At 69.2% G+C, this 24,681-nt stretch carries 19 protein-coding genes and 1 pseudogene; 9 read left to right on the top strand and 11 right to left on the bottom strand.

Annotation, left to right across the window (positions count from 1 at the left end):
- Positions 1 to 728 (bottom strand): histidine kinase (locus B207_RS33220; RefSeq protein WP_035740403.1); only part of this gene is annotated, 728 nt, incomplete at its 3' end.
- 313 nt (positions 729 to 1,041) lie between these two features.
- On the opposite strand from B207_RS33220, the gene B207_RS33225 reads away from it, so the two are divergent.
- The 6 genes from B207_RS33225 (at position 1,042) to B207_RS41235 (ending at position 7,437) form a co-directional block, all read left to right on the top strand.
- The gene (locus B207_RS33225) at positions 1,042 to 1,131 is read left to right on the top strand and encodes a potassium-transporting ATPase subunit F (protein WP_018636294.1); all 90 of its coding nucleotides are present in this window, start codon (positions 1,042 to 1,044) and stop codon (positions 1,129 to 1,131) included.
- Positions 1,131 to 2,840 (top strand): potassium-transporting ATPase subunit KdpA, encoded by a 1,710-nt coding sequence (kdpA, locus tag B207_RS0109520; RefSeq protein WP_018636295.1) that lies wholly within the window; start codon positions 1,131 to 1,133, stop codon positions 2,838 to 2,840. Before B207_RS33225 ends, kdpA begins: the two co-directional genes overlap by 1 nt.
- A 2-nt stretch (positions 2,841 to 2,842) precedes the next feature.
- Complete coding sequence (gene kdpB, locus B207_RS0109525) at positions 2,843 to 5,068, top strand: potassium-transporting ATPase subunit KdpB (RefSeq protein WP_018636296.1); 2,226 nt, start codon at positions 2,843 to 2,845, stop codon at positions 5,066 to 5,068.
- 3 nt (positions 5,069 to 5,071) lie between these two features.
- Positions 5,072 to 5,968 (top strand): potassium-transporting ATPase subunit C, encoded by an 897-nt coding sequence (locus B207_RS0109530; RefSeq protein WP_018636297.1) that lies wholly within the window; start codon positions 5,072 to 5,074, stop codon positions 5,966 to 5,968.
- Positions 5,969 to 6,035: 67 nt separating this feature from the next.
- The gene (locus B207_RS0109535; protein WP_026310877.1) at positions 6,036 to 6,746 is read left to right on the top strand and encodes a response regulator; all 711 of its coding nucleotides are present in this window, start codon (positions 6,036 to 6,038) and stop codon (positions 6,744 to 6,746) included.
- 418 nt (positions 6,747 to 7,164) lie between these two features.
- On the top strand, positions 7,165 to 7,437 hold the full coding sequence (locus B207_RS41235) for a hypothetical protein (protein WP_230204938.1): 273 nt from the start codon (positions 7,165 to 7,167) through the stop codon (positions 7,435 to 7,437).
- A gap of 314 nt (positions 7,438 to 7,751) precedes the next feature.
- Here the strand turns inward: B207_RS41235 and B207_RS33230 are convergent, their stop codons facing one another.
- Positions 7,752 to 8,414 carry a TetR/AcrR family transcriptional regulator gene (locus B207_RS33230; RefSeq protein WP_018636300.1) on the bottom strand — a complete coding sequence of 221 codons (663 nt, stop codon included), beginning with the start codon at positions 8,412 to 8,414 and terminating at the stop codon, positions 7,752 to 7,754.
- A 141-nt stretch (positions 8,415 to 8,555) separates the two neighbouring features.
- Positions 8,556 to 9,236 carry a transposase gene (locus B207_RS38150; RefSeq protein WP_154675246.1) on the bottom strand — a complete coding sequence of 227 codons (681 nt, stop codon included), beginning with the start codon at positions 9,234 to 9,236 and terminating at the stop codon, positions 8,556 to 8,558.
- Positions 9,237 to 9,501: 265 nt separating this feature from the next.
- Between B207_RS38150 and B207_RS43140 the strand changes: the two are divergent.
- Positions 9,502 to 10,756, top strand: a pseudogene (locus tag B207_RS43140) (IS110 family RNA-guided transposase).
- 224 nt (positions 10,757 to 10,980) lie between these two features.
- Here B207_RS43140 and B207_RS0109565 read toward each other — a convergent pair.
- The 8 genes from B207_RS0109565 to B207_RS0109600 form a co-directional block, all read right to left on the bottom strand.
- Complete coding sequence (locus B207_RS0109565) at positions 10,981 to 12,123, bottom strand: acyl-CoA dehydrogenase family protein (RefSeq protein ID WP_018636303.1); 1,143 nt, start codon at positions 12,121 to 12,123, stop codon at positions 10,981 to 10,983.
- A gap of 7 nt (positions 12,124 to 12,130) precedes the next feature.
- A complete protein-coding gene (locus B207_RS0109570) occupies positions 12,131 to 13,330 on the bottom strand; it encodes an acyl-CoA dehydrogenase family protein (protein WP_051102474.1) in 1,200 nt (399 codons plus the stop codon).
- A gap of 8 nt (positions 13,331 to 13,338) precedes the next feature.
- On the bottom strand, positions 13,339 to 14,826 hold the full coding sequence (locus B207_RS0109575; RefSeq protein WP_018636305.1) for a dihydrolipoamide acetyltransferase family protein: 1,488 nt from the start codon (positions 14,824 to 14,826) through the stop codon (positions 13,339 to 13,341).
- Positions 14,819 to 15,805, bottom strand: a complete 987-nt coding sequence (locus B207_RS0109580) for an alpha-ketoacid dehydrogenase subunit beta (RefSeq protein WP_018636306.1) — start codon at positions 15,803 to 15,805, stop codon at positions 14,819 to 14,821. Before B207_RS0109580 ends, B207_RS0109575 begins: the two co-directional genes overlap by 8 nt.
- Positions 15,806 to 15,809: 4 nt before the next feature.
- A complete protein-coding gene (pdhA, locus tag B207_RS0109585) occupies positions 15,810 to 16,889 on the bottom strand; it encodes a pyruvate dehydrogenase (acetyl-transferring) E1 component subunit alpha (protein WP_018636307.1) in 1,080 nt (359 codons plus the stop codon).
- Between the two features lie 231 nt (positions 16,890 to 17,120).
- The gene (locus tag B207_RS0109590; RefSeq protein WP_018636308.1) at positions 17,121 to 17,951 is read right to left on the bottom strand and encodes a crotonase/enoyl-CoA hydratase family protein; all 831 of its coding nucleotides are present in this window, start codon (positions 17,949 to 17,951) and stop codon (positions 17,121 to 17,123) included.
- A gap of 30 nt (positions 17,952 to 17,981) precedes the next feature.
- Positions 17,982 to 19,172, bottom strand: coding sequence for a thiolase family protein (locus B207_RS0109595; protein WP_018636309.1), 1,191 nt, complete (start codon positions 19,170 to 19,172; stop codon positions 17,982 to 17,984).
- Between the two features lie 64 nt (positions 19,173 to 19,236).
- Entirely contained in the window at positions 19,237 to 20,376 is a 1,140-nt protein-coding gene (locus B207_RS0109600) for an acyl-CoA dehydrogenase family protein (RefSeq protein WP_018636310.1), read from the bottom strand.
- A gap of 561 nt (positions 20,377 to 20,937) precedes the next feature.
- Between B207_RS0109600 and B207_RS33240 the strand changes: the two genes are divergently transcribed.
- Positions 20,938 to 23,778 carry a branched-chain amino acid ABC transporter permease/ATP-binding protein gene (locus tag B207_RS33240; RefSeq protein ID WP_018636311.1) on the top strand — a complete coding sequence of 947 codons (2,841 nt, stop codon included), beginning with the start codon at positions 20,938 to 20,940 and terminating at the stop codon, positions 23,776 to 23,778.
- A 32-nt stretch (positions 23,779 to 23,810) separates the two neighbouring features.
- Entirely contained in the window at positions 23,811 to 24,506 is a 696-nt protein-coding gene (locus B207_RS0109610) for an ABC transporter ATP-binding protein (protein ID WP_018636312.1), read from the top strand.
- Positions 24,507 to 24,681 lie beyond the last annotated feature (175 nt).

A 24,681-nucleotide genomic window follows, 5' to 3' on the forward strand; every position in this document is an offset into this window, starting at 1 on the left:
TCGGGCCCGCCGGTGAGCGCCACGACGACCCGTTCGCGGGTCTCCCAGGTGCCGCCGATGCCGTGGTCGGCGCGGTAGCGGTCGAGCTGGTCGTCGACCTTGCCGGCGAGCCAGAGCAGGGCGAGTTCGCGCAGCGCGGTGAGGTTGCCGACGCGGAAGTAGTTGGCCAGGGCGGCGTCCACCTTCTCGGGCCCGTAGACGTTGCCGTGGGCCATCCGGCGGCGTAGTGCCTCGGGGGCCATGTCGACGAGTTCGACCTGGTGGGCGCGGCGGACGACGTCGTCGGGGACGGTCTCCCGCTGCGGGACGCCGGTGATGGTCTCGACGACATCGTTGAGCGACTCCAGGTGCTGGACGTTGACGGTGGAGATGACGTCGATGCCGGCGGCGAGCAGTTCCTGGACGTCGAGCCACCGCTTGGTGTGACGGCTGCCCGGGACGTTGGTGTGCGCCAGCTCGTCGACGAAGGCGACCTCGGGATGTCGGGCGAGGACGGCGTCGAGGTCCATCTCGGTGAACGATCCGCCCCGGTGCTCGAGGATCTGCCGGGGGATGATCTCCAGGCCGTCGAGCATGGCGGCGGTGCGTGGCCGGCCGTGGGTCTCGACGAAACCGATGACGACGTCGGTGCCCCGGTCGGCGCGTCGGTGGGCCTCGTCGAGGGCGGCGTAGGTCTTGCCGACGCCCGGTGCGGCGCCCAGGTAGATCCGCAGGGTTCCTCGTGTCACCCGCCCATGGTGCGGTCGGCGGCACTCTGCCGGAAGGCCTTGTGGCTGCCTCATCCGGCAATTTTCATGATCGCTGTTAGTGTTCTGTGAGAAAGTGCCGCGTCGCTGTTAGAAACCTGTGAGAGATCACCAAAATCGGGACCGGTCGCGCTTTACTGGCGAGGCCGCGCGCCCGACCGTCCGTTCACGGCGGTATGGGCCGGATCGGCCGTCGTCGCTGAAGGGGAGGACTCGTGCTCGACGTGGTGTATGTGGCGCTGACACTGGGGTGTTTCGCGCTGCTGGCGCTTGTTCTGCGGGGGGTCGAGCGGCTGTGACCGCGGAGAACATCGCCGGTCTCGTTCTGGCGATCGGGCTGGGTATCCTGATGGTCGCGGCTTTGCTGTTCCCGGAGCGTTTCTAGTGTCGACCTCGACTGCTGGCATTCTGGTCGTTCTGCTGCTGGTCGCCGCGCTGGTGGTGACGTACCGGCCGTTCGGCGACCACATGTACCGGGTGTACGCGAGCGAGAAGCACCTGCCGGTGGAACGGGCGGTCTACCGGCTGACCGGGGTGAATCCGAACGCAGGTCAGCGGTGGACCGTCTACGCCCGCAGCGTGCTGGCGTTTTCGCTGGTGTCCGTGCTGTTTCTGTACCTGATGCAGCGGGTCCAGGGCCATCTGCCGTGGGATCTGGGCTTCTCCGGGGTCTCACCGGCGCTGGCCTGGAACACCGCCGTGAGTTTCACGACGAACACGAACTGGCAGGCGTACTCCGGTGAGTCGACGATGTCGCACCTCACCCAGATGGCCGGCCTGGCGGTGCAGAACTTCGCCTCGGCCGCTGTCGGCATCTCGGTGGCGATCGCGGTGGTCCGCGGCTTCGCGCGCCGCCGGGCGCCGGTCGCGGCCGGGCCGGGCAGCATGGACGGCGTCGTGGGCACCGGTGACGAGATCGGCAACTTCTGGGTCGATCTGACCAGGACGATCGTGCGGATCCTGCTGCCGATCTGCGTCGTCGGCGCGGTCGTGCTGATCACCGGCGGGGTGATCCAGAACCTGCACGGCAACCAGGTCGTGCCGACTCTGGTTGGCGGCGAGCAGGCGATCACGGGTGGGCCGGTGGCCAGCCAGGAGGTCATCAAGGAGCTGGGTACGAACGGCGGCGGTTTCTACAACGTCAACTCCGCCCACCCTTTCGAGAACCCGACGGCGTGGACGAACCTGTTCGAGATCTACCTCCTGCTCATGATCGGTTTCTCGCTGCCCCGCACCTTCGGTCGGATGGTGGGCGATCGCCGCCAGGGCCTGGCGATCGTCGCGGCGATGGCGCTGATCGCGCTGAGCAGCCTCGCGGTGAACATGGCCTTCCAGAGCGCGCACCACGGCACCGTCCCCGAAGCGGTCGGTGCGGCCACCGAGGGCACGGACGCCCGTTTCGGCGTCGCGAACTCGGCGCTTTTTGCCACTGCCACGACGTTGACATCGACCGGCGCGGTGAACTCCTTTCATGACTCCTACACGAGTCTTGGTGGCGCCACGCTGTTGTTCAACATGATGCTGGGCGAGGTCGCGCCGGGAGGTGTCGGTTCGGGCCTGTACGGAATGCTGGTCCTCGCCGTGGTGACGGTGTTCGTCGCCGGGCTGATGATCGGGCGCACCCCGGAGTACGTCGGGAAGAAGATCGGCACGCGGGAGATGAAGTTCGCGTCGCTGTACTTCCTGACCACACCGATCATCGTGCTGCTCGGCACCGGCACCGCCATGGCGATGCCCGGCCAGCGGGCCGGCATGCTCAACTCCGGCGCGCACGGCCTGTCCGAGGTTCTCTACGCGTTCACCTCCGCGGGGAACAACAACGGGTCGGCCTTCGCCGGAATCACGGTGAACACCACCTGGTACAACACCGCGCTGGGCCTGGCCATGATGTTCGGACGTTTCCTGCCGCTCATCTTCGTGCTCGGCCTGGCGGGATCGCTGGCCCGGCAGGCACCGGTACCCGTCACGGCCGGAACGCTGCCCACCCATCGGCCTCAGTTCGTCGGGATGCTCGCCGGCGTCACGCTGATCATCGTGGCGCTCACCTTCTTTCCCGCGCTGGCTCTCGGGCCCCTCGCGGAAGGGATCCACTGACCATGAGCACCACCACTCTCACCGCGCGCGCGGACTCCGCGGACGGCAGGCACCAGCCTTCCCCAGGCCAGCCACGCCGCGTCGGCGGCGGCCTGCTCGACCCGAAGCAGATGTGGACATCCCTGCCCAGCGCGCTGCGCAAGCTCGACCCCCGCACCCTGTGGCGCAACCCGGTGATGCTGATCGTCGAGGTCGGCGCCGCCTTCACCACGGTCCTCGCGATCACCGACCCGTCGACGTTCGGCTGGCTGATCACGGTCTGGCTGTGGCTGACCGTCGTGTTCGCCAACCTGGCCGAGGCCGTGGCTGAAGGCCGTGGGAAGGCGCAGGCCCAGGCACTGCGTCGAGCGAAGACCGACACGCTAGCCCGCCGGCTCGTCGGCTGGCGGCAGGGCCAGCCCGTCGAGACCACGGCCGAGGAGCTGGTTCCCGCCCCCCGGCTGGCTCAGAACGACCTCGTGGTCGTCGAGGCGGGGGAGTTCATCCCCGGTGACGGGGACATCGTCGAGGGCATCGCCAGCGTCGACGAGTCGGCGATCACCGGTGAGTCGGCGCCGGTGATCCGCGAGTCCGGCGGCGACCGGTCCTCGGTGACCGGTGGGACGAGGGTGCTCTCCGACCGGATCGTCGTGCGGATCACGCAGAAGCCGGGAGAGAACTTCATCGACCGGATGATCGCCCTCGTCGAGGGGGCGAACCGGCGCAAGACGCCGAACGAGATCGCGCTCAACATCCTGCTGGCCGCGCTCACCGTCATCTTCCTGCTGGCGGTGGCGACGTTGCAGCCGCTGGCGATCTACTCGAAGGCGCAGCAGCCCGCGCTGCCGGACACCTCGACGCTGACGGGCGACGGGATCACTGGGATCGTGCTCGCGTCGCTGCTGGTCTGCCTGATCCCGACCACGATCGGTGCGCTGCTCTCCGCGATCGGTATCGCCGGGATGGACCGGCTCGTCCAGCGCAACGTGCTCGCCATGAGCGGCCGGGCGGTCGAGGCCGCCGGTGATGTCAATACTTTGCTGCTCGACAAGACCGGCACCATCACCCTGGGGAACCGGCAGGCGAGTGCCTTTCTCTCGGTCGGCGACGTGAGCGAGGCCGAGCTGGCGGATGCCGCGCAGCTCTCGTCGCTCGCCGACGAGACGCCGGAGGGCCGCTCGGTCGTCGTGTTCGCGAAGGAGCACCACGGCCTGCGGGAACGCACTCCCGGGGAGCTGCGGCACGCCACGTTCGTGCACTTCACCGCCCAGACCAGGATGTCCGGCGTCGACCTCACCGCCGAGCCTGGGCAGGGCACGGCGCCTGCCGCCGCGGCGGGCGGACGGCAGGTCCGCAAGGGTGCGGCCAGCGCGGTCACCCGATGGGTGCGGGAGAACGGCGGTCACGTCCCGGCCCAGGTCGGCGAGATCGTCGACGGCATCTCCGCCTCGGGTGGCACCCCGCTGGTCGTCGGTGAGGTCACCGATACCCCTGCCGGCCCGGTCGCGCGGGTGTTGGGGGTCATCCAGCTCAAGGACGTCGTGAAGTCCGGGATGCGGGAGCGCTTCGACGCCATGCGGCGGATGGGTATCCGCACCGTCATGATCACCGGGGACAACCCGCTCACCGCGAGGGCGATCGCCGAGGAGGCGGGGGTCGACGACTTCCTCGCCGAGGCCACCCCGGAGGACAAGCTCGCGCTGATCCGCCGGGAGCAGGCCGACGGCAAGCTGGTCGCGATGACCGGCGACGGCACCAACGACGCACCCGCGCTCGCGCAGGCAGACGTCGGAGTGGCGATGAACACCGGCACGTCGGCCGCGAAGGAGGCCGGCAACATGGTCGACCTCGACAGCAANCCGACGAAGCTGATCGAGATCGTCGAGATCGGCAAGCAGCTGCTCATCACCCGCGGGGCGCTGACGACCTTCTCCATCGCCAACGACGTCGCCAAGTACTTCGCGATCATCCCGGCGATGTTCGCCGGGGTCTACTCCGGCCTGGACACGCTCAACGTCATGCGGCTGGCCAGCCCCGAGTCGGCGATCCTGTCCGCGGTCATCTTCAACGCGCTCGTCATCGTCGCGCTGATCCCGCTCGCCCTGCGCGGCGTGCGCTACACCGCCGCCAGCGCCTCGAAGCTGCTCAGCCGCAACCTTTATCTCTACGGCCTGGGCGGGATCGTCGTCCCGTTCATCGGCATCAAGGCCATCGATCTCCTCGTCCAGTTCATCCCGGGAGTGGGCTGAACCATGTCATCGCTTCCATCCTGGATTCGTCAGCATCTGGCCGCGCTGCGGGCGCTGCTCGTCCTCACCGTGCTCCTCGGCCTCGCGTACCCGCTGGCGATCCTCGCCATCGCCCAGATTCCCGGTCTGAAGGACAACGCGGACGGGTCCTTCGTCACCAACGCCGCGGGCCAGCGCGTCGGCTCTTCCCTGATCGGCCAGTCGTTCACCGACGCCGACGGCAACGCGCTGCCCGTCTACTTCCAGAGCCGGCCCTCCGCCGCTGGTGACGGCTACGACCCGACCTCCACCTCCGCGTCCAACCTCGGGCCCGAGGACGTGGTCGACAGCATCGACGATCCGGCCACCCCCGACGAGGACGAGAGGGGGCAGAGCCTGCTGACCCAGGTCTGCGCACGCAGCCTGGCGATCGGCGAGCGGGAGGGCGTCGACGGCAGCCGCAAGTACTGCACCGCCTCCGGCGTCGGCGCCGTCCTCGCCGTCCACCACGCCGGCCCCGGCTTTGACGGTGCCGCCACCCGCGTGGTCAGCGTCAACGAAGCCTGCCCCACCACCCCGTTTCTCGCCACCTACCAGGGAGTGGCCGTCGACTGCCGCACCCCCGACGACGACATCGCCGCCGGCGAGCGGATCCTCGTCCGCGGTGACGCCCCGGACAGGCCGGCCGTGCCCGCCGACGCCGTCACGGCCAGCGGCAGCGGCCTCGACCCGCACATCAGCCCGGCCTACGCCGACCTGCAGATCCCCCGGATAGCCCGGGAGCGGGATCTGTCCGAGGCCGAGGTCCGTGACCTGGTTGAGGAACACGGCACCGGACGGGCGCTGGGTTTCATCGGAGAACCGAACGTCAACGTCGTGGAACTGAACCTCGACCTCGACCGCGCCACGGCGGCCCCCTGAGCCGGCTCAGAGTCCGGTGGTTGGATGCGCCGGGAGGAGTACGCGGCACGCAGGTAGGAGCGGGCTGATGGGAAGCGGACCTGATCCACACCACGGTGGCCGCGTGCTGTTCGTCCAAGACGAACCGCAGCTGCTGCGAGCAATGCGCATCACGCTGCACGCCAAGGGATACGAGGTCCGCACGGCGGTCGACGGCGGGCACGCCCTGACCGAGGCCGCCGCGCACCCGCCTGACATCGTCGTCCTCGACCTGGGTTTGCCGGACATGGACGGCATCGACGTCATCCGCGGCCTGCGCGGCTGGACCAGCGTCCCGATCATCGTCCTGTCCGGCCGCACCTCCGGACACGACAAGATCGCGTCCCTGGACGCCGGGGCCGACGACTACATCACCAAGCCTTTCTCCGTCGAGGAACTCCTCGCCCGGCTGCGCGCCGTCAGCCGGCGAGGAGGCGGCGGCCGCGCAGGATCGATGGCCGACGTGGGCGACTACCGCGTCGACTTCGTGGCCAAGTCCGTCACCTCCCGAGACGGCGGCCACGAACCCGTCCATCTGACACCGACCGAGTGGCGGCTGCTCGAAGCCCTGCTCAGCAACCCGGGAACGCTCGTCAGCAGCCGGGCCCTGGTCACCCAGGTCTGGGGGAAGGCCTACGCGGACGACACCTCGTCCCTGCGTCTGTACATCAACAGGCTGCGACGCAAGCTCGAACCGGACCCCACCCGCCCTCGCTACCTCACGACCGAACCCGGGATGGGTTACCGCTACCAGCCGTAGACGGGCCGACGGCCGATAACGCCCCCACCGTCGGCCCGCCAACCACCGCACACCAAGGTCGTCCGGCTATCTTGCCTTTCCTGCGGCTGCTGATCCGGGATGGTTCGGCGGGCGCACTTTCGGCATGTCTCAGACGGTGATGTTAGAAGCCTGTTGAAATTCTCCACGCGGGTGTGAGAGCTCCGTGAGAAGCCCTTTCCTTCCCCTCTCCGCGGGCAGTCCCCGGCGCCGCTGGCGCTCGGGCAGACCCCGGCGGCCGTGCCGCGCGTAGTTCACAGTGCCTGCGTCCGTGTCGACGGTGATCCGCCCGTGGTGCAGCACCCGGCAGGATGAGGCGGTCTCAGATGGTCAGTGCATCAGTCCTGGTAGAAGGGTGATCTGCTGATCGGAGGGCTGGATGCGGGGTGGGGAGTTGACCTTGGAGGATTGGGAGCCGATCTCCAGGGGGCTGGTGGCGGAGTTGTCGCATCGGGCGATCGGGGTGCTGCTGAATCGCAGCCAGTTGTGGCCGTTCCGTGAGGTGACATGGAACGGCGGCAACGCGAACTACCGGGCGGCGGACGTGCAGAAGCTTGGCACGCGGGCCGTCGCGCGCTGGCTCGACTGGGAGCGCGTCGACTGGCTGGTGACCGCGCTCGACCCGCAGGACGACCGGTTGGTGCCGTACCGGCGGGTGACGCGGATCCGGTGACGCCGCCGCGCCCGCCAGCGCGACGGCTGAGGGTCTTTCCCTCTGGGCTCACGAACGCCCGGTTCACGGTTGTCGGCCATGAAAACTTATGTGAAGATTGACAAGATCTCACAGAGGCCGGCGGGGTTGGCGGCCGGAAGGGCTGGCAGTGATGCGGGCATTCGGTCAGACGACAGCGGACCTCGCTCGGCAGGGGGTCGAGCTGCTCTCGTGGGCGTTATTTGTACAGTCCCCGGCCGCGAGGAGTTCGCTGAGTTCAGCGAACTCAGCGAACTCAGCGAACTCAGCGAACTCAAATTGATTGTGGGTCGAAACTACCATGGTGGTGTCTGGAATGCTGGAACCAGGTCGGTCTTGGGTGGTGAACCCGTGGCAGCCGGAGTGGAGGTATCCGGAGCGGGCGCCGAATTCGGCGGCTGCGCTGCTGTGTCCGGGGTGAATATCGCGACTATTGTGTCGATTACTTCTTGGGCCTTCCGTGTGGGAATAAAAACTACGGACGTCGTCAGTCGCAGGAGAATTTCTGCCAGATCCTCCTCGCGGATGATGCCGGACTGCACCGCCGGTATCTCTTTGACCACAGGCTTGAGGAGCTCCGTCACCAGCTGGATGAACGACGGAAAGTGCTCCCGGATGAACGGTAGTGCAAAATTCGGCTCGGCCTCCGCCACCATGGCCACCTCGGGATGTAGATCGTGGTATAGAAGAATCGCCCCGCTCAGCACCCGAAAGCGATGCCTAGGGTCCGGATCTTCTTCTACCGCCGAGTTGATGGTATCGATGAGGGAATCCTGGACGTACTGTCCCAGTGCCGTTAGCAGATCATCCTTGCTTTTGAAGTATCTGTAGAGAGTGCCTCGGGAAACCCCGGCGGTGTCGCATACGTCACTCAAGGACAGTCGCTGGGGTCCGCGTCGCGCGATGGTCTTCATCGCGGCCTCGAGGATCCGGATGTCTGTCTCCTTCGAGCTCGCCACGGACCAGCGTCTCCCATCCTTGATCGGTACGGCGCCTGGCTGGCTAGCCGCGCCGTATGGCCTCCGGGCTGTACCCCAGTCCCGTTGACTGCCCCGAGTGTATTAAAGGTCGGGCGGATCAGAGGTCCTGGACATAGCGGTTCACTTGCGGTTAGGGCGGACGCCGGCGGGGCTAGTGCTGAGTCGAAAATAACTCAGGGTGAGGCTGTGAGGGTGACCTGGTGGCCGAGCTGTTGGAGTTGGTGGACGAGTTTGCGGGTCTGGTGTTCGGGGGCCTGGCGGCGTTGATGGTAGTCGGGGCCGAGGTCGCGGTAGGTGGATCTGGTCATGGAGCAAGCTCCAGGCGATCACGAGCATGGTGTGGGAGACCGCGACGCGGGCGCGCTTGCTGTCGCGGTGGGTAGCGATGCGCCGGTAGTGGGCGGACAGGTAGGTGGCCTTCGACCGAGAGGCGGAGGAGGCAGCTTCCCCGAGGGATCCGCGTAGCCAGGTGTCGTCGCGGCGGGTGCGGTCGGCGTGGTGCTTGCCGGCGGACTCGTTGTTTCCCGGACACAGGCCCGCCCAGGAGGCGAGGTGGCCTGCGATCGGGAACCGGGCCGTTCCTCCGCCGGTCTCGGCGATGATGATCTGCGCGATGCGGGCGTTGATCCCGGGGATGCCGTCGAGGCGGTCGACCGCCTCGACGAACGGGGCGATCTCGACCTCGATCCGGGCGGTGAGGTCGGTGATGGTGGTGGTCGCGCTGTCGATGCGGTCCAGCATGGTGGTGCAGAGGAAGACGGGGCCTGATACGACAATGAGGTGACCGGTGCCCTCAGGCAAGCATGATCGGTTTGAAGTGGACACTCAGGCCGAGGGCGGTTGGCTTCCTTGGTGATGCGGCGCAGGCACGTTCAGGGTTGCGTTTGGTGAAGTGCTCGGCGCCGAGGCCGCGGTGGGGACCTTGTCGGCTCTCTCTGGTGCGGATGAGCCCGTGTTTGAGTATGGCGGCGGAGGACTGGGGCACTTGTTCCTGCTGCCGTGAACGCGTTCCTCGGTTTCCGTGTTCAGGCTTCCCCGGGTAACGCACCTGAAGGGTGTTTCCTGGTTGGGAAGGGAGGTAGAGACGGAGGTAGTGTTCCCGCGCTGCGCGGGACTCGACGTCCATCGGGACACGGTGGCCGCGGCGGTGCGGATCCAGCCCGGAAAGGATCCGCGAAAGTCGAGGTCCGAACGTTCACCACGACCGGGGGTTCGCTGGGGCTCCTCGCGGACTGGCTGGCCCAGAACAAGGTCGCGGTCGTGGGAATGGTATCCACAGGGGTTTACTGGAAACCAGCTTTCCACATGTTGGAGGACCAGTTCGAATGCTGGCTTCTCAACGCCGCTCATGTGCGTAACGTACCGGGTCGGAAAACGGATGTGGCGGACGCCGCGTGGCTCGTGGATCTCGTCGTGCATGGCCTGGTCCGCCCGTCGTTCGTCCCTCCGAAGCCGTTCCGGGACCTGCGGGACCTCACCCGGGCGCGGCGTACGGTCGTGGAGGAGAAGACCCGTGAGGTGCAGCGGCTGGAGAAGCTGATGCAGGACGCCGGGGTGAAACTGACGTCGGTGGCCTCCCAGCTGCTGGGTGTGTCCGGCCGGGCGATCCTGGAGAAGATGATCGCCGGTGAACGGAACCCCGAGTACCTGGCCGAGCTGGCCCGGGGCCGGCTGCGCGGGAAGATCCCGGCGCTGACCGAGGCGTTGGCCGGAACGTTCCGCTCCGGCCAACACGGTTTCCTCGCAGCCCAGCTGTCGGAACGCATTGACCTGTGTGACGAGCAGATCGAGGAGCTCGACCACCGGATCGAGGTGATGATCACCCCTTTTGCGCAGACGGTGGACCGGGTGACGACGATCCGGGGGTGGGCAGGGTCACCGCGATCGTGCTGCTCGCCGAGGTCGGGATCGACATGTCCCGGTTCCCGACCGCGGCGCAGCTGGCGTCCTGGGCGGGGATCTGCCCGGGGAACCACGCCTCGGGTGGGAAAGGCCTGTCCGGTCGTACCCGTCACGGGAACAAGTGGTTACGTACCGCGTTGACGGAGGCGGCGTGGGCCGCGGCCCGGAGCAGGAACACCTACCTGGCGTCGCAGCATGCCCAGGTCCGGGGCCGCCGCGGGATCCAGAAGGCGATCGGGACGACCCGCCACGACATTCTCGTCGCCTACTGGCACATCGTCGCCGGTAACACCGTTTATCGCGACCTCGGCGGCGACTGGCACACCCGTCGCCGCCGGAAGCCGGAGAAACGAAAGAACACCCTCGTCGGCGACCTCGAAAAGCTCGGCTACACCGTCACGATCGAACCCGCAGCCTGACCCCAGACCCCCAGGTCAGCATCCGGCACGCGCGGACCAGCCAGCACTGGGTCCCCGCGCGATCCCGCACGCCCCGACCCAGCCCCTCCGTGGTCCGGTAATTCACTCCTCAGCACACTCCCACCCGCTGAATTCCAAGCTCTGATCGCCGCCATCAGCACAGGTCATGGCCTCCTGCTTCACCTACCACCCTGATCCAGCAAACCACCGCCGACTGGACCTGTTCAGGCCGAGGAGGTGATGAGAGGCCAGTACCCGCTGCGTCCCGCCGCGATCACCCGGTTTCCCAGCCCCGCGAGCCACTCTGCCTCGGTGCCGGCCTCGTCCCGCCAGGCCCAGAGCCGCATGGTCGTCAACCGCAAGGGATGCTCCTCGGTCACCCCGATGGCTCCGTGTATCTGATGCGCGATCCGAGCGATCACTCCCGCCGACCTGGTGGCCGTTACCCTGGCCGCAGCGACGGCGACGGTAGCCTGAGGGCTGGCGAACCCGCCGAGCAGACATTGCGTGACGGCGGCGTCGGCGGCGGCACGCAGCGCTGCCACCTCGGCGGCCATCTCCGCGACCTGATGCTGGACGGCCTGGAATCGCGCGATCGGACGGCCGAACTGCTCCCGTTCCCTCGCGTAGCGAAGGGTCAGATCAAGCGCCCGCATCGCCGCCCCGGCAGACAGCACGACGCGGGCGAGCGCCGCCCGGTGGCGCAGCGAGGTCGCCGCGTCCGTCGGCCCCCGGGCGAGATCCGCGGAGTCGATGACGCAGTCGACATGCAGAGAACCGCGGGGCTCCCCCGCGAGATTCGCCCCGGGAACGACGGTGCAGGCAGTGGGATCGATCGAGAGCACGACCGGGTGCTCGCCGAACGCGGCGGTCGGTTCGCCGTCGGCGGAGCGCGGCGCCGGCGCGAGAACCGCGACCCGGGTCGCCAACCCGGCGCCCGGCACCCGGGTCGCGGTTCCCGTGACGCGGAAGCGGTCGTTGCCCTCGGCCGACACCGTCATGTTGGTCTGATCGGTTGTGGCGGCGGTGAGCGGTCCACGCGGCACCGGCAGTCCCGCTGCCGCCAGCAGCCAGCCACCGAGCAGGCAGGTTTCCGCGACCGGTACCGGTGCGCTGAACTCGCCCGCCACGCCCAGCAGGGCCGCGGCCTCGCGCAGAGTGCCACCAGAACCTCCGGCGGACTCGTCGACCGAGATCAGCGTCAGGCCGGACTGTTCCAGAACCTCCCACAGAGCGGGGTCCCAGCCGGCGGCGCTCGCGGCGCTGACGGATTCCGGTGTGCACAGGTCGGTGAACAGGTCCCGGGCGGCTTCGGCGACGAGTGTCGCCTCGTCCGCGGAGTCCTCGGTGGTTTCGGTTGCTGTCATTGCTGAGTCACCGCATCCCGAGAGCGCGGGCAACGACCCCGCGCAGAATCTCATTCGTGCCGCCCCGCAGCGTGAATCCGGGCGTGTGCAGGATTGATTCCGCCAGCAGGCGGGGGAGCTCGGTGGGGGCCGACGGGTCCGGCTCGGTTCGGGCCACTGTCCGCGCGATGTCCACGATGTCCCCCTCCAACCGGGTGCCGAGGTCCTTGACGAGTGCCGCGGCGACCTCCGGCACCTCGCCCTGTGCCAGTGCGCCCGCCACGGCCAGGGACATCTGACGCAGGGTCCACACCCGAGCCGTGATCGCGCCGATCATGGCCGCGTCGACGTCCCGGACGGAATCGCCACCTGCGGCCAGCTCGCCCACGAGTGTCGTGAGCAGCGGCAAGGTGGACAGGTAACGCTCCGGCCCGCTTCGTTCGAAGGCGAGTTCGGAGGTCGCCTGCCGCCATCCGTCACCTACGGTGCCGAGCACCATGTCGTCGGGTATGAACACCCGGTCGAACACCACCTCGTTGAAGTGGTGTGCGCCGGTGAGTAGCCGGATGGGCCGGATCTCCACCCCGGGCTGATCCAGCTCGACGATGAGCTGGCTGAGGCCCGTGTGCCGGACGCGCCCCTCGGGTGGCCCGGTGCGGGCCAGCGCGAAGAAGGCATGGGCATGGTGGGCCCCGCTGGTCCACACCTTGCGGCCGGTCAGTTCCCAACCGCCGTCGACCCTGACCGCCTTGCTCCGGACAGCGGCCAGGTCGGAGCCGGCATCGGGTTCGCTGAGCCCGATACCCCAGTAGCTCTCGCCGCGGGAGATCGCCGGAAGGTACCGGTGCCGCTGCGCCTCGGTGCCATAGCGGAGAAGGGATGGCGCGATCTGGCGATCGGCGATCCAGTGCGCGGCGACCGGCGCGCCTGAGGCGAGGAGCTCCTCGGTGATGACGTAGCGGTCGAGGGCATCGGCCCCCTGGCCGCCGTATTCCTTGGGTACCGTCGTGCCCAGGTAGCCTCGGGCCCCCAGCCCGCGGCTGAAGTCCTCATCCCAGCTCGACAGCCAGGCGTCGTTGTGCGGGGTGTACTTGCCCTGAGCGAGCTGGTCCTGAAGGTAGCCGCGGACCTCCTCGCGTAGCTGCTCATGGCGGACACCGAGCCGGCGGCCGGGCGGAAAGAGCGTGGAGACCCCGGGGTGGGACGGGGAGCCGGGTCGATCGGTCATGTGTTCGCTCACGCCCTCAGGAGTGCCAGGTCGGGCTCTTCGATCAGAGCGGACAGGGTGCGCATGAATGCGCCGGCCTCCGCGCCGTCGGCCACCCGGTGATCGAAGGCGCAGGTGAGGGACGCGGTCCGGCGGGCCGTGACCTGGCCGTCGATGACGACCGCCCGTGGTTTCACCGAGCCGACCCCCAGGATCGCCGCCTCGGGGTAGTTGACGACGGGAATTCCCTCGTCGAGACCCAGCGCGCCGAAGTTGGACACGGTGAAGGTGGAGCCGGTCAGCTCGGCTGGGGTGGACCGGCCCTCGCGTGCCGCCGTGGCCAGCCGGGCGATCTCCTCGGCCAGTTGCAGGGTGGTCAGCCGCTGGGCGTCGCGCACCACCACGACGAGCAGGCCGCGATCGGTCGCGGTGCCGACGCCGAGGTGCACCGAGCCGTGTCGGCGGATGGCCGGGCCGTCCTCGACGAAGGTCGAGTTCAGCTCCGGATGGGCGACCAGCGTCTGTACCAGCAGCCGGGCGATGAGAGCGAACGGTGTGATGACCTTCGGGGCGCCGGCCTGCTCGGCCGCGGTGGCCAGCCGAGCACGCACTTCCAGCAGCCGCGTGCAGTCGACAGCGACCGTGCAGGTGGCGTCGGGTATCCGGGTCCGGGAGAGGGTCATGCGTTCGGCGATTCGCGCGCGGATACCCCGGACCGGGATCAACTCGTCCGCCCTCGGCCCGCTTCCGGCGGGCAGACGGGGGGCGGCACCGTCGACCGTACTGACCGGGCGGGGCTCGGCCGCGGCGGCGGTCTCGGCCATGGCAAGTACCTCGGCGCGGGTGATGATCCCACCCGCGCCCTTCCCTGGGGCGAGCGCGGCGAGGTCGACGCCGAGCCGACGGGCGAGGAGGCGGACCGGCGGCTTCGCCAGCGGCTGACCGGCCGACAGCCGGGTCCCGTTGCTGCCGGCCGGGCTGGTCTGCGGCGTCTGCGTCGTCTGCGGTGCCTTGGTGATCGGCGCCGGACCGCCCGGAACCGCGGACCTCTGGCCGACAGGTCGGCCGGTCCGGCGCCGTCGGCGCGTGCCGCGGTCCTGGTCCTCATCCACGCCGTAGCCGACCAGCGTGGGAGTGCGGCGGCCGGCCGCTCGGGTGCCTGTGTCGAACGTGGTGTCCCCATCGGCCGGGGTCGTGGGAGGGGCGGCAGGCCTGCCGGCCTCGGTGGCCCCGGATCCGACCTGGATCCGGACGAGCAGGGAACCGACCTCGAGGGTGTCGCCCGCCTTGCCGCGGCGCTCAAGCAACCGACCGGCGAACGGGGAGGGGATCTCGACACTGGCCTTCGCCGTCTCAAGCACGCACAGGTTCTGGTTCAGATCGACAGTGTCGCCGATCTCGGCCAGCCACTCGACGACGGTGGCCTCCTCGAGACCCTCTCCGAGGTCCGGTACCAGGAACTCCCGGACACCGGCCGACGCCGGCTCGGAGCTCAGCGTGCGCGCCTGATCAGACATCGTCGTATCCCAAGGAGCGCTCAATGGTGTCGAGGAGCCTGTCGGTGCCCGGCAGCCAGGCCTGTTCCAACCGGGCCGGTGGATAGGGCGTGTCGAAGCCGGTGGCCCGCAGCACCGGCGCCTCCAGGTTCCAGAAGAGCTCCTCCTGGACGCGCGCGGCGATCTCCGAGCCCATCCCGAGGGTGCGGGGCGCCTCGTGCATGACCACGCACCGCCCGGTCTTTGTGACGGACTCGGCGATGGTCTCGAAGTCCAGCGGAACCAGGGAACGAAGGTCGACGACCTCGACGTCCCAGCTGTACTCCTGCTGTGCGATCTCGGCGGCCTGCAGGGCGGTGCCGACCAGCCCGCCATAGGTGACGACTGTGACGTCACCGCCAGTGCGCCGCACGGCGGCCCGGCCGATCGGCTCGGTCCTCGTGTCGGTGTCCACCTCACCCTTGCCCCAGTACCGGCGCTTCGGCTCGAGATAGACGACCGGGTCCTCGGACTCGATGGCGTCGCGCAACAGAGAGTACGCGTCCGCCGGGGTGGAGGGGGCCACCACGTGCAGACCTGCGGTGTGCACGAAGTAGGTCTCGGTGGACTCCGAGTGGTGCTCGGGGGAGCCGATGCCACCGAAGGACGGGACCCGGATCGTCATGGCGCTGGACACGCCGCCCCGGGTGCGGTTGCGGTACTTGGCGACATGGCTGAAGATCTGGTCGAACGCCGGGTAGGAGAAGCCGTCGAACTGGATCTCCGGAACTGGCCGGAACCCCCGGATCGCGAGCCCCAGGGCAACGCCGATGATCGCCGACTCGGCGAGGGGGGTGTCGAAGCACCGCTTCGTGCCGAACTCGGACTGCAGGCCGTCCGTGACCCGGAAGACGCCGCCCTGACGGCCTACATCCTCGCCGAAGACGAGGACCTTGTCGTCGTCGGACATGGCGTCCCGCAGCGCGGTGTTGATCGCCTGGACCATGCTGAGTGTGGGCATGTCTTCACCCCCTCTGGGCGAGTTCGGCGGCGAGCTCGGCTCGCTGCGCGGAGAGAGCGGGCGTCGGCGCGGCGAAGACGTGGTCGAAGGCTTCGAGCGGGGACGGATCGGGAGCGTCGAAGACGACGTTCCGCAGCCGCGTGCGCAGTTCGGCCGCGCGGGCCAGCGCCCCCTGCTGCAACTCGGCACTCCACAGGTTCCGGTAGGCGAGATAGCGGCCAAGTCGGGTGATGGGGTCGCGCGTCTCCCAGTCGGCCAGTTCCTCGGCGGGGCGGTAGCGGGTGGGATCATCGCTGGTCGTGTGCGCGCCGATCCGATAGGTGACAGCTTCGATGAGGGTGGGTCCCCCTCCGGCGCGAGCCCGGGCGGCGGCCTCGGCGGTGACGGCGAGGCAGGCGAGCACATCGTTGCCGTCGACGCGGACGCCCGGCATGCCGTAGCCGACGGCCTTGTGCGCGATGGAGGGAGCGCGCAGCTGGTCTGCGAGGGGCACACTGATCGCCCAGTGGTTGTTCTGGACGTAGAAGATGCAGGGCGCCTCGTACACGGCCGCGAAGTTGAGGGCCTCGTGCACGTCGCCTTCGCTGGTGGCGCCGTCGCCGATGAAGGCGACCGCCACGCCGCCGTCGTTGTTGAGGGTACTGGCCATAGCGGCGCCGACGGCGTGCAGGGCATGGGTACCGATGGGGATGGAGAGGGGAGCGCAGTTACGTTCGGTGAAGCCAGCGCCGCCGTGGAGAGTGCCGCGCCACATGTGGCCGAGTCCACCGGGGTCGATCCCGCGGACGAGGAACACGCCCAGCTCGCGGTACTGGGGGAAGAGCCAGTCCGTGTCCTGCAGCGCGGCGGCGGCTCCGACCTGGGCCGCCTCCTGGCCGCGGCACGACGGGAAGAGCGCGAGCTGACCCTGCCGCTGCAGGTTGACGAACTCCGCGTCGAGCTCGCGAGTCGCAACCATCGTCTCGTACAACCACGTCAGTTGGTCGGGCGCGACGTCAGGGTCGTCGCCGATCGGAGCGCCGTCCGGCGCGATCAGCCCCACCAGCTCGACGTCGCCGGCCGGTGCCTCGATGACACCCACCATCACATGCCCCTCTCGGATCGGTCACAGGTCGCGTGGCGGTTGTCATGGCCCGTCGACTCGTCTGCGTATAACGTCTATCAGACAAATAAATCAAATTATGTTTAATTTGCTTTTTGAAGGGTCTCGTCGCGCGGACCGTAGGCGTGGAGTGCACCTCCACAGCCGCGGTCTGAGGGAACGGGGACGGCGGCGGCCGGTCACGGGGGGTCGTCCGAGCCTCGCGTCCGGCTGTCAACGCCCGTGCCAGACCGGCGGGCGCTTCTCAGCGAAGGCCCGGGCGCCCTCCTTGGCGTCGTCGGACTGCCGAACGGGCGCGACCAACACCTCCTGGCGGCTGAACGCCTCCGCAACGGGCCATTCGGTCGACTCGGTCAGCACCTTCTTGGACACGGTTACGGCCAGTGGCCCGTTGGCGGCCACCCGGCGGGCGAGGGCAAGCGCGGCGTCGAGCGTGCTGCCGGCCGGGACGACCCGGTTGACGAGCCCCAGTTCGTAGGCCCGCCGAGCGGAGATGTCGTCTCCGGTCAGCACCAGTTCCATCGCCTGCGCGGTCGGTAGCCGCCGGGCCAGGCGGATCAGCCCACCGCCGTTCGCCGTGAGCCCGCGACGCACCTCGGGCAGGCCGAAGCGGGCATCCTCGGCGGCAACGATCATGTCGCAGGCCAGCGCGATCTCGAATCCGCCGGCAAGGCAGTGGCCCTCCACCGCGGCGATCAAGGGCTTTGTCGGCTGCTGCCAGATGAGGCCCGCGAATCCACGGGGCGCGACGCGGGCGTCTTCGCCGCGCAGGAACGCCTTGAGGTCCATGCCGGCGCTGAACGTCCCGCCCGCGCCCGTGAGGACGGCGGCGGTGAGATCCTCCCGTGACTCGAACAGACTGAAGGCGGCGCCGAGGGCGGCGGAGGTGGCGCGGTCCACCGCGTTGCGGGACCGGGGTCGATTGATCGTGACGGTGAGAACTCCCTGGTCGGCACTGAGCAGCACGACCTCCGACAGGCTCGCCGGAACACCCTCGGACGCGGCAGCCTCACCTGAGACGGTACGGGACAGGGCCTCGGACATGGTTCCTCCGGGATCGTGACGCGGGCGCGATCAAAGCCGTTCGATGATCGTGGCGTTGGCCATGCCACCGGCCTCGCACATGGTCTGCAGGCCATACCTGCCGCCGGTGTCCTCCAACGCGCCGAGCATCGTGGTCATCAGCCGGGTGCCGGAAGCCCCGAGCGGGTGACCGAGCGCGATTGCGCCGCCCCTCGGGTTCACGCGGGAGAGGTCGACACCGAACTCGGCGGCCCAGGCCAGGGGCACCGACGCGAACGCCTCGTTGACCTCCACATGGTCGATGTCGTCGATCGACAGCCCGGACCTGGCGAGGATCTTTCTGGTCGCGGGAATCGGGCCGGTCAGCATGCTCACCGGGTCATCGCCGCACACCGCATAGGAGTGGAAGCGGGCCCGGGGCCGCAGCCCGAGGGAGGCCGCTCGCTCCGCGCTCATGATGAGGAGGGCGCTGGCTCCATCGGTGAGCTGCGAGGAGTTGCCGGCGGTGACGCTCCAGGAGATCTCCGGAAAACGTGCGGACATGGCCTCGGACTCGAAGGAGGGCTTGAGCTTTCCCAGCCTCTCGACGGTGGTCCCGGGACGGATCGTCTCGTCGGTGGTGACCATGCGCAGCCCCGCCTCGGTTCGGACGGTCACCGGCACGATCTCCCGGTCGAAGTGGCCGTCCGCGGCCGCGGCGGACGCACGGGCGTGCGAGGCCACCGCATAGGCGTCGAGGTCCTCGCGGCCCAGCTTCCACCGGGCGGTGACGAGTTCGGCGGCGACCCCCTGCGGCACCAGCCCCGGGGCGTAGCGCTCGTTGACCAGCGGGCCGTATGGATCAGCGCCCATCCGGGCCGAACCCATCGGCACCCGGCTCATGGACTCGATCCCGCCGGCGATCACGATGTCGTAGGCGCCGGCGGCGACACCGTGGGCGGCGAAGTGCGCGGCCTGCTGACTCGACCCGCACCGACGGTCGATCGTCACCGCCGGCACGTGATCGGGAAAGCCGGCCGCGAGCCAGGCCATCCGCCCGGGGCAGGCCGCCTGCTCGCCGCCCTGACTGACGCAGCCGATCAGCACGTCCTCGACCAGCCCCGGGTCGAGGCCGCTGCGGTTCACAAGCGCTTGGAGGACCTGAGCCAGCAGGTCGACGGCGTGCAGCGAGGACAGCGCCCCGCCCGGTTTGCCCTTGCCCATCGGTGAGCGAACGGCGTCGATGATCACGGCCTCGGCCACGGCATCCTCCTGTCTTCAGCACCCCCGTCGGGCGCTTCGCGCGCGGCGGGGGTGCGCGAGATGGTCACAGGCCCAGGGACTTTCCGATGATCGTCTTCATGATCTCGCTGGAGCCGCCGAAGACCCTGGCGACCCGTGCGTCCGCCCAGGCCCTGGCGACCGGGTACTCGGCCATGTAGCCGTAACCCCCGAACAGCTGCAGGCAGGAGTCGACGACCCGGCCCTGCATCTCGGTGCAGAACAGCTTGAGTGTGGCCGCGTCCACCGGGGTCAGCTCGCCTCGGTCATGCGCCAGCAGCGCCTGGTCCATAAGCGCCTGGCCAGCCGCCACGTCCGTGGCCGCAGCGGCAAGCACGAACTTGGTGTTCTGGAACGCGCCGACGGTGGTGCCGAAGGCGGCCCGGCCGCGAACGTACTCGACGGTTCTTTCTACCACCGCGGCTGCACCGGCCTGCGAGTTCAGGGCGATCGACAGCCGCTCCTGAGGCAGGTGCGACGTCAGGTACGTGAAGCCCCGGCCCTCCTCGCCGAGCAGGTCGGCCACCGGCACCCGGACGTCGTCGAGGAACAGCTCGACCGCCTCCTGCGCGTGCAGGCCGAGCTTGCGCAGCGGCTTGCCCCGTTGGAAGCCCGGGACGTCGGGACGCATGACCAGCAGCGAGATGCCGCGGTGGCGCTGGGCCGGGTCGGTCTTCACCGCGGTGATGAACAGGTCGGCGTTGAGGCCGCCGGTGATGAACGTCTTCGAGCCGTTGACGACGTAGTAATCACCCTCGCGGCGGGCGGTCGTGCTGATGCCGGCCAGATCCGAGCCCGCACCCGGCTCGGTGAGCGCCAGGGCCGCCACCAGCTCTCCGGTCGCGAGACCGGGCAGCCACCGCGCCTTCTGTTCCTCGTTCGCGTGGTGGACGAAGTACGGGACGCTGATGTCGGTGTGCACTCGCAGGCCGCCCAGCGCGTAGCCGGCCCGGCCGACCTCCTCGTTCACCACGGCGTTGAACAGGAAGCCGGCTCCGCCGCCCCCGTACTCCTCCGGGATGCCCAGGCCGAGTATGCCCAGGTCACCCGCGCGGTGGAAGAACTCCCGGGGCGGCCGACCAGCTTCCTCCCAGGTGGCGTAGCGCGCCCCGACCTCTTTGGCGAGGAAGTCGCGGACCGTCGTGCGGAAGGCTTCGTGCTCGTCGCCGAAGACAGTCCTCTTCACCCTGCCGCCCCTCATGCTACCCGCTCGACTAGTGAACGTAATATACAGTGATCGTTCAACTTGTTGCACCAGTCCGCGAGGCGGTGTGCTGGGGCCGTCCGGGTTCGCGGCACTGGGGGGTGCCGCCACAGGCGCGCGGGCGACGGGCGATCTTCCCAAGGGCTCGGCGAGTTGCCGGAGAGTGCGGAAGGTACATCTTGAGCACACAGTGTTCATCGCGTACTCTTCACCTGGTTGTGACGCCAGTCACCGGATGATGCCGTGCGGGCTGGACGCCGCGGACGCGAGGGGTGCCGATATCGACGCATACTGACCAGCGGAGATGGTGACGCGGGCAGCCGGCCGATGTCAGCCCTGCCAGTACCGCTCCCGTGATGGCCGTGACCGGGGTCCCCTTGCTTCGCGTGCCAGTTCAGCGCCGTCGGCAGCGGGATCCCGGTTCGTTGTCTCCTCAACGTGTTCGCAGCCGACGCAGGTACCCCGCCACCAGGACCCGAATCGGGCCCTGGTGGCCGTCGCAGCCCGCGCCGGTCGCGGGTCGGTCAGGAAGGCCCACGGGCAGTGGAAGAAATCATCAAGTTCATCGTTCTAGGGTTCGGGGTCGGGGCGATCTACTCGGTCGCGGCCCAGGGGCTCGTCCTCACATACCGAGGCTCAGGCGTCCTGAACCTCGCGCACGGTGCCATGGCGCTGCTGGCCGCCGCTCTGTTCGTCGAGTTACGAGAGCAGAACGGGGTTCCGCTGGCCCTGTCGTTCCTCATCGCCGTGGCCGTGGCGGCGTTGCTGGGCCTCGTCATCTACTTCGGAGTCATGCGACCCCTGCGCAAGGCGTCGCCGCTGGCCCGGCTGGTGGCCACACTCGGTGTGCTCGGCATCGTCCAGGCATCCGCCGACCTCCGCTACGGCTCGGACTTCCAGTTCGTCTCGGCTATCCTCCCGACCAGCACCTGGACCATCTCCGGTGACATCAAGGTCGGCTCCGACCGGATCTACCTGCTGCTCATCGCCATCGTGGCGACCGCCGCGCTGTGGGTGATCTACCGGTTCACCGCGTTCGGACGGGGCACCAACGCCGTCGCCGAGAACCAGCGCAGCGCCGCGGCGCTCGGCGTCTCGCCGGACGTTCTCGCCGCCGCGAACTGGGCGCTCGGCGGTGCGCTCGCCGGGGTCGCCGGCGTTCTCATCGTCCCGATCACAGGTCTCGCCCCGGCGTCGCTGTCCCTGCTCATCGTCCCGATGCTCGCCTGCGCCATGGTCGGGTCGTTCGCGTCGTTCCCGCTGACACTGCTCGGCGGTGTACTGATCGGTGTCGCGCAGTCGTTGATCGGCCGCTATGTCGAGACTCCGGGCTGGTCCGACGCGGCGCCGTTCCTCGTCATCATCGGTCTGCTGGCGGCCCGGGGACGGGCCCTGCCGCTGCGTGGCTTCCTGACGGACCGGCTGCCCAGAGTGGGGGACAGCAGCGGCTCTCGTGTCCCAGCCGCGGTCGGCGTCGTCGTTGCCCTGGTGCTCATCCTGACCCTGCCGGTCAACGGTGTGAACGCGGTCATCACGACCATCGTCGTGGCGATGATCGCGTTGTCGATCGTGGTGGTGACCGGATACGCCGGGCAGGTGTCCCTGGCCCAGTACGCGTTCGCCGGCCTCGGCGCGTGGATCTCGGCCCGCCTCGCCGACACCGCTGGCCTGCCGTTCCTCGCGGCCCTCGTCGTCGGTGTGGCCGCGGCGGTGCCGATCGGCCTGCTCTTCGCGCTGCCCGCGCTGCGCACGAGGGGTATCAACCTCGCGGTCGCGACGCTCGGGCTGGCGGTCGCCGTCGACCGGCTGATCCTGAACAACAAGGACCTCACGGGCGGATTCGAAGGAACCAAGGTCGACCCGCCGTCTGTGTTCGGTCTCAGCATCGACTCCACCGCGCACCCGGAACGCTACGCGGTGTTCTGCCTGGTGCTGTTCCTGCTCGCCGCGTTCGGAGTGACGAACCTGCGTCGCGGCCGGGCGGGCCGCAGGCTGCTCGCGACCAGAGCGAACGAACGTGCCGCCGCCTCTCTGGGCATCAGCACGATCGGGGCCAAGCTGTACGCGTTCGCGCTGGCCGCGGCGATCGCGGCCGGTGCCGGAGTGCTGCTGGCCTTCCGCTACAGCAACGTGGGCTTCTCCGGATACACCGTCTTCGATTCGATGAACATCGTCGTCCTGAGCTTTCTCGGCGGTGTCGGTTACATCGGAGGCGCCGTATTCGCCGGCTCGCTGGGTGTCGGTGGTGCGCTGACCGAGTTCATCGGCCAGGTCATCGACTTCAACAGGTACGCGACGCTGGTGACGTCGGCAGGGCTCGTGCTCATGGTCATCAACGATCCGAACGGGGCGGCCTTCCGCGCCGGACGGATCGCCACCGCCGTGCGCAACCGCGTCGCGACCCGGCGGATCGGGTCAGCGACCGAATCGGCGGTCGACAGCTCCGCGGAGCTGGTGGCCGAGCGATGCGAGCCCGCGGTGCTCTCCGTCGAAGGCATCTCCGTCCGCTTCGGCGGCGTGGTGGCCCTGAACGATGTCAGCGTCCAGGTCCGGCCTGGGGAGATCGTCGGGCTGATCGGGCCGAACGGCGCCGGGAAGACGACCTTCATCGACGCCGTCACGGGTTTCTCCCGAACCGGCGAGGGCCGGGTCGTGCTGAACGACGAGGCGATCGGGCACCTGTCGGCCCGCGCGCGGGCCCAGCGAGGTCTTGGCCGCAGCTTCCAGAACCTGGAACTGTTCGAGGACATGACGGTCGCGGACAACCTGCGCGCCGCCTGCGATGACCGGGACCGGCTCGCCTACTTCAGCGACCTGGTGCGCCCGGGCCGCCGGCCGCTGCCCCCCTCCGCGCAGCGGGCGGTCCGCGACTTCGGACTGGGCGGCGACCTCGACCGCACCCCGGGCGAACTGCCCTACGGACGGCGGCGTCTCGTCGCCATCGCCCGCGCGGTGGCTCGCCACCCCTCGATCCTGCTGCTCGACGAGCCGGCCGCCGGACTCGACGAGACGGAGTCCGCGGAGCTCGGTGGACTGCTGCGCCGCATCGCGACCGACTGGGGCACCGGCATCCTGCTCGTCGAGCACGACATGGGGCTGGTCATGTCGCTGTGCGACCGGGTCGTCGTCCTCGATTTCGGCACCCTGCTGACCGCCGGAACCCCGGCTGAGGTCCGGGCCGACGATCGGGTGCGGGCGGCCTACCTCGGCCGTTCCAGCGGCGAGCCGGCCGGTGGGACGGCCGGTGGGACGGAGGGCCCGGCCGCGGTGGCCTCGTTCTCCGCGCCGGCGCGCGCGAGTGGGACGACGGCGGTGGTTGCCGCCGAGTCCGGGTCCGGGCCTGCGAGCCCCGAGGCCGTCACCTCCATCCCGGTGAAGCAGTGACCGACAGGACCGCGAAAAGGGAGAAGGGAACCATGCCGGTGGGTACTGCTGCCATCGAGGCTGTCGAGCTGTGCGCGGGCTACGACCGGCAGCCCGTGGTCAAGGATCTGAACCTGTCCGTGGCTCCGGGGGAGATCGTGGCATTGCTGGGGCCGAACGGCGCAGGCAAGACCACGACGCTGCTCACCCTGGCCGGCGAACTCCCCTCGATCGGCGGTCAGACGCGGTTGTTCGGCGAGCGGGCGTCCGGCCCGTTGCACCGACGTGCGCGACGCGGCCTGGCGCTCATCACCGAGGAGCGGTCGGTCTTCATGGGGATGTCGGTCCGTGACAACCTGCGGATCGGGGGTGGCTCGGTCGAGGGGGCCCTGGAGATCTTCCCGGAGCTCACCGATCACCTCGGCCGCAAGGCCGGGCTTCTTTCGGGCGGGCAGCAGCAGATGCTCACCCTCGGGCGCGCGCTCTCCCGCCGTCCCAGGGTGCTCCTGGCTGACGAGCTCTCCCTGGGCCTGGCGCCGGTCATCGTCGACCGGCTGCTCGACCAGGTCAGCGGCGCCGCCAAGGATGGTCTTGCCGTGCTGCTCGTCGAACAGCACGTCTCCGCGGTGCTCGGGGTGGCCGACCGGGGGTATGTGCTGGTCCACGGTCGGGTGCAGCTGGAGGGGACGAGCGCCGAGCTCTCGGCGGACGGGAGACTGGAGCAGGCGTACCTGGCATCGGCCTCGTGACGGGCGTCGGTGCGCGGGTCACGGACTCCACGCTGCGACCAGGCCCTCGAGGCGTAACCGGGCAGATGGAGATCATCTCGATGTCGCGGTGCTCGATCAGACACCGGGTGAGCGGGTGACCGCCCTCCCGAGCCCGCCTCACATCGTCGCCGTCGGATGACCGGGCCGGGCTGAT

Origin of the sequence: Parafrankia elaeagni, assembly GCF_000374165.1 — a bacterium.
Classification (GTDB): Bacteria; Actinomycetota; Actinomycetes; order Frankiales; family Frankiaceae; genus Parafrankia; species Parafrankia elaeagni.

What these genes read in the sequence shown, in the direction of transcription:
- B207_RS0109565 (WP_018636303.1), bottom strand. Translation starts at nt 12,123, where the DNA reads ATGACAGCAACCGAAACCACCGAGGACTCCGCGGACGAGGCGACACTC.
- B207_RS0109535 (WP_026310877.1), top strand. Translation starts at nt 6,036, where the DNA reads ATGGGAAGCGGACCTGATCCACACCACGGTGGCCGCGTGCTGTTCGTC.
- B207_RS0109610 (WP_018636312.1), top strand. Translation starts at nt 23,811, where the DNA reads ATGCCGGTGGGTACTGCTGCCATCGAGGCTGTCGAGCTGTGCGCGGGC.
- B207_RS0109530 (WP_018636297.1), top strand. Translation starts at nt 5,072, where the DNA reads ATGTCATCGCTTCCATCCTGGATTCGTCAGCATCTGGCCGCGCTGCGG.
- B207_RS0109590 (WP_018636308.1), bottom strand. Translation starts at nt 17,951, where the DNA reads ATGTCCGAGGCCCTGTCCCGTACCGTCTCAGGTGAGGCTGCCGCGTCC.
- B207_RS0109580 (WP_018636306.1), bottom strand. Translation starts at nt 15,805, where the DNA reads ATGCCCACACTCAGCATGGTCCAGGCGATCAACACCGCGCTGCGGGAC.
- B207_RS0109575 (WP_018636305.1), bottom strand. Translation starts at nt 14,826, where the DNA reads ATGTCTGATCAGGCGCGCACGCTGAGCTCCGAGCCGGCGTCGGCCGGT.
- pdhA (WP_018636307.1), bottom strand. Translation starts at nt 16,889, where the DNA reads ATGGTGGGTGTCATCGAGGCACCGGCCGGCGACGTCGAGCTGGTGGGG.
- B207_RS0109570 (WP_051102474.1), bottom strand. Translation starts at nt 13,330, where the DNA reads ATGACCGATCGACCCGGCTCCCCGTCCCACCCCGGGGTCTCCACGCTC.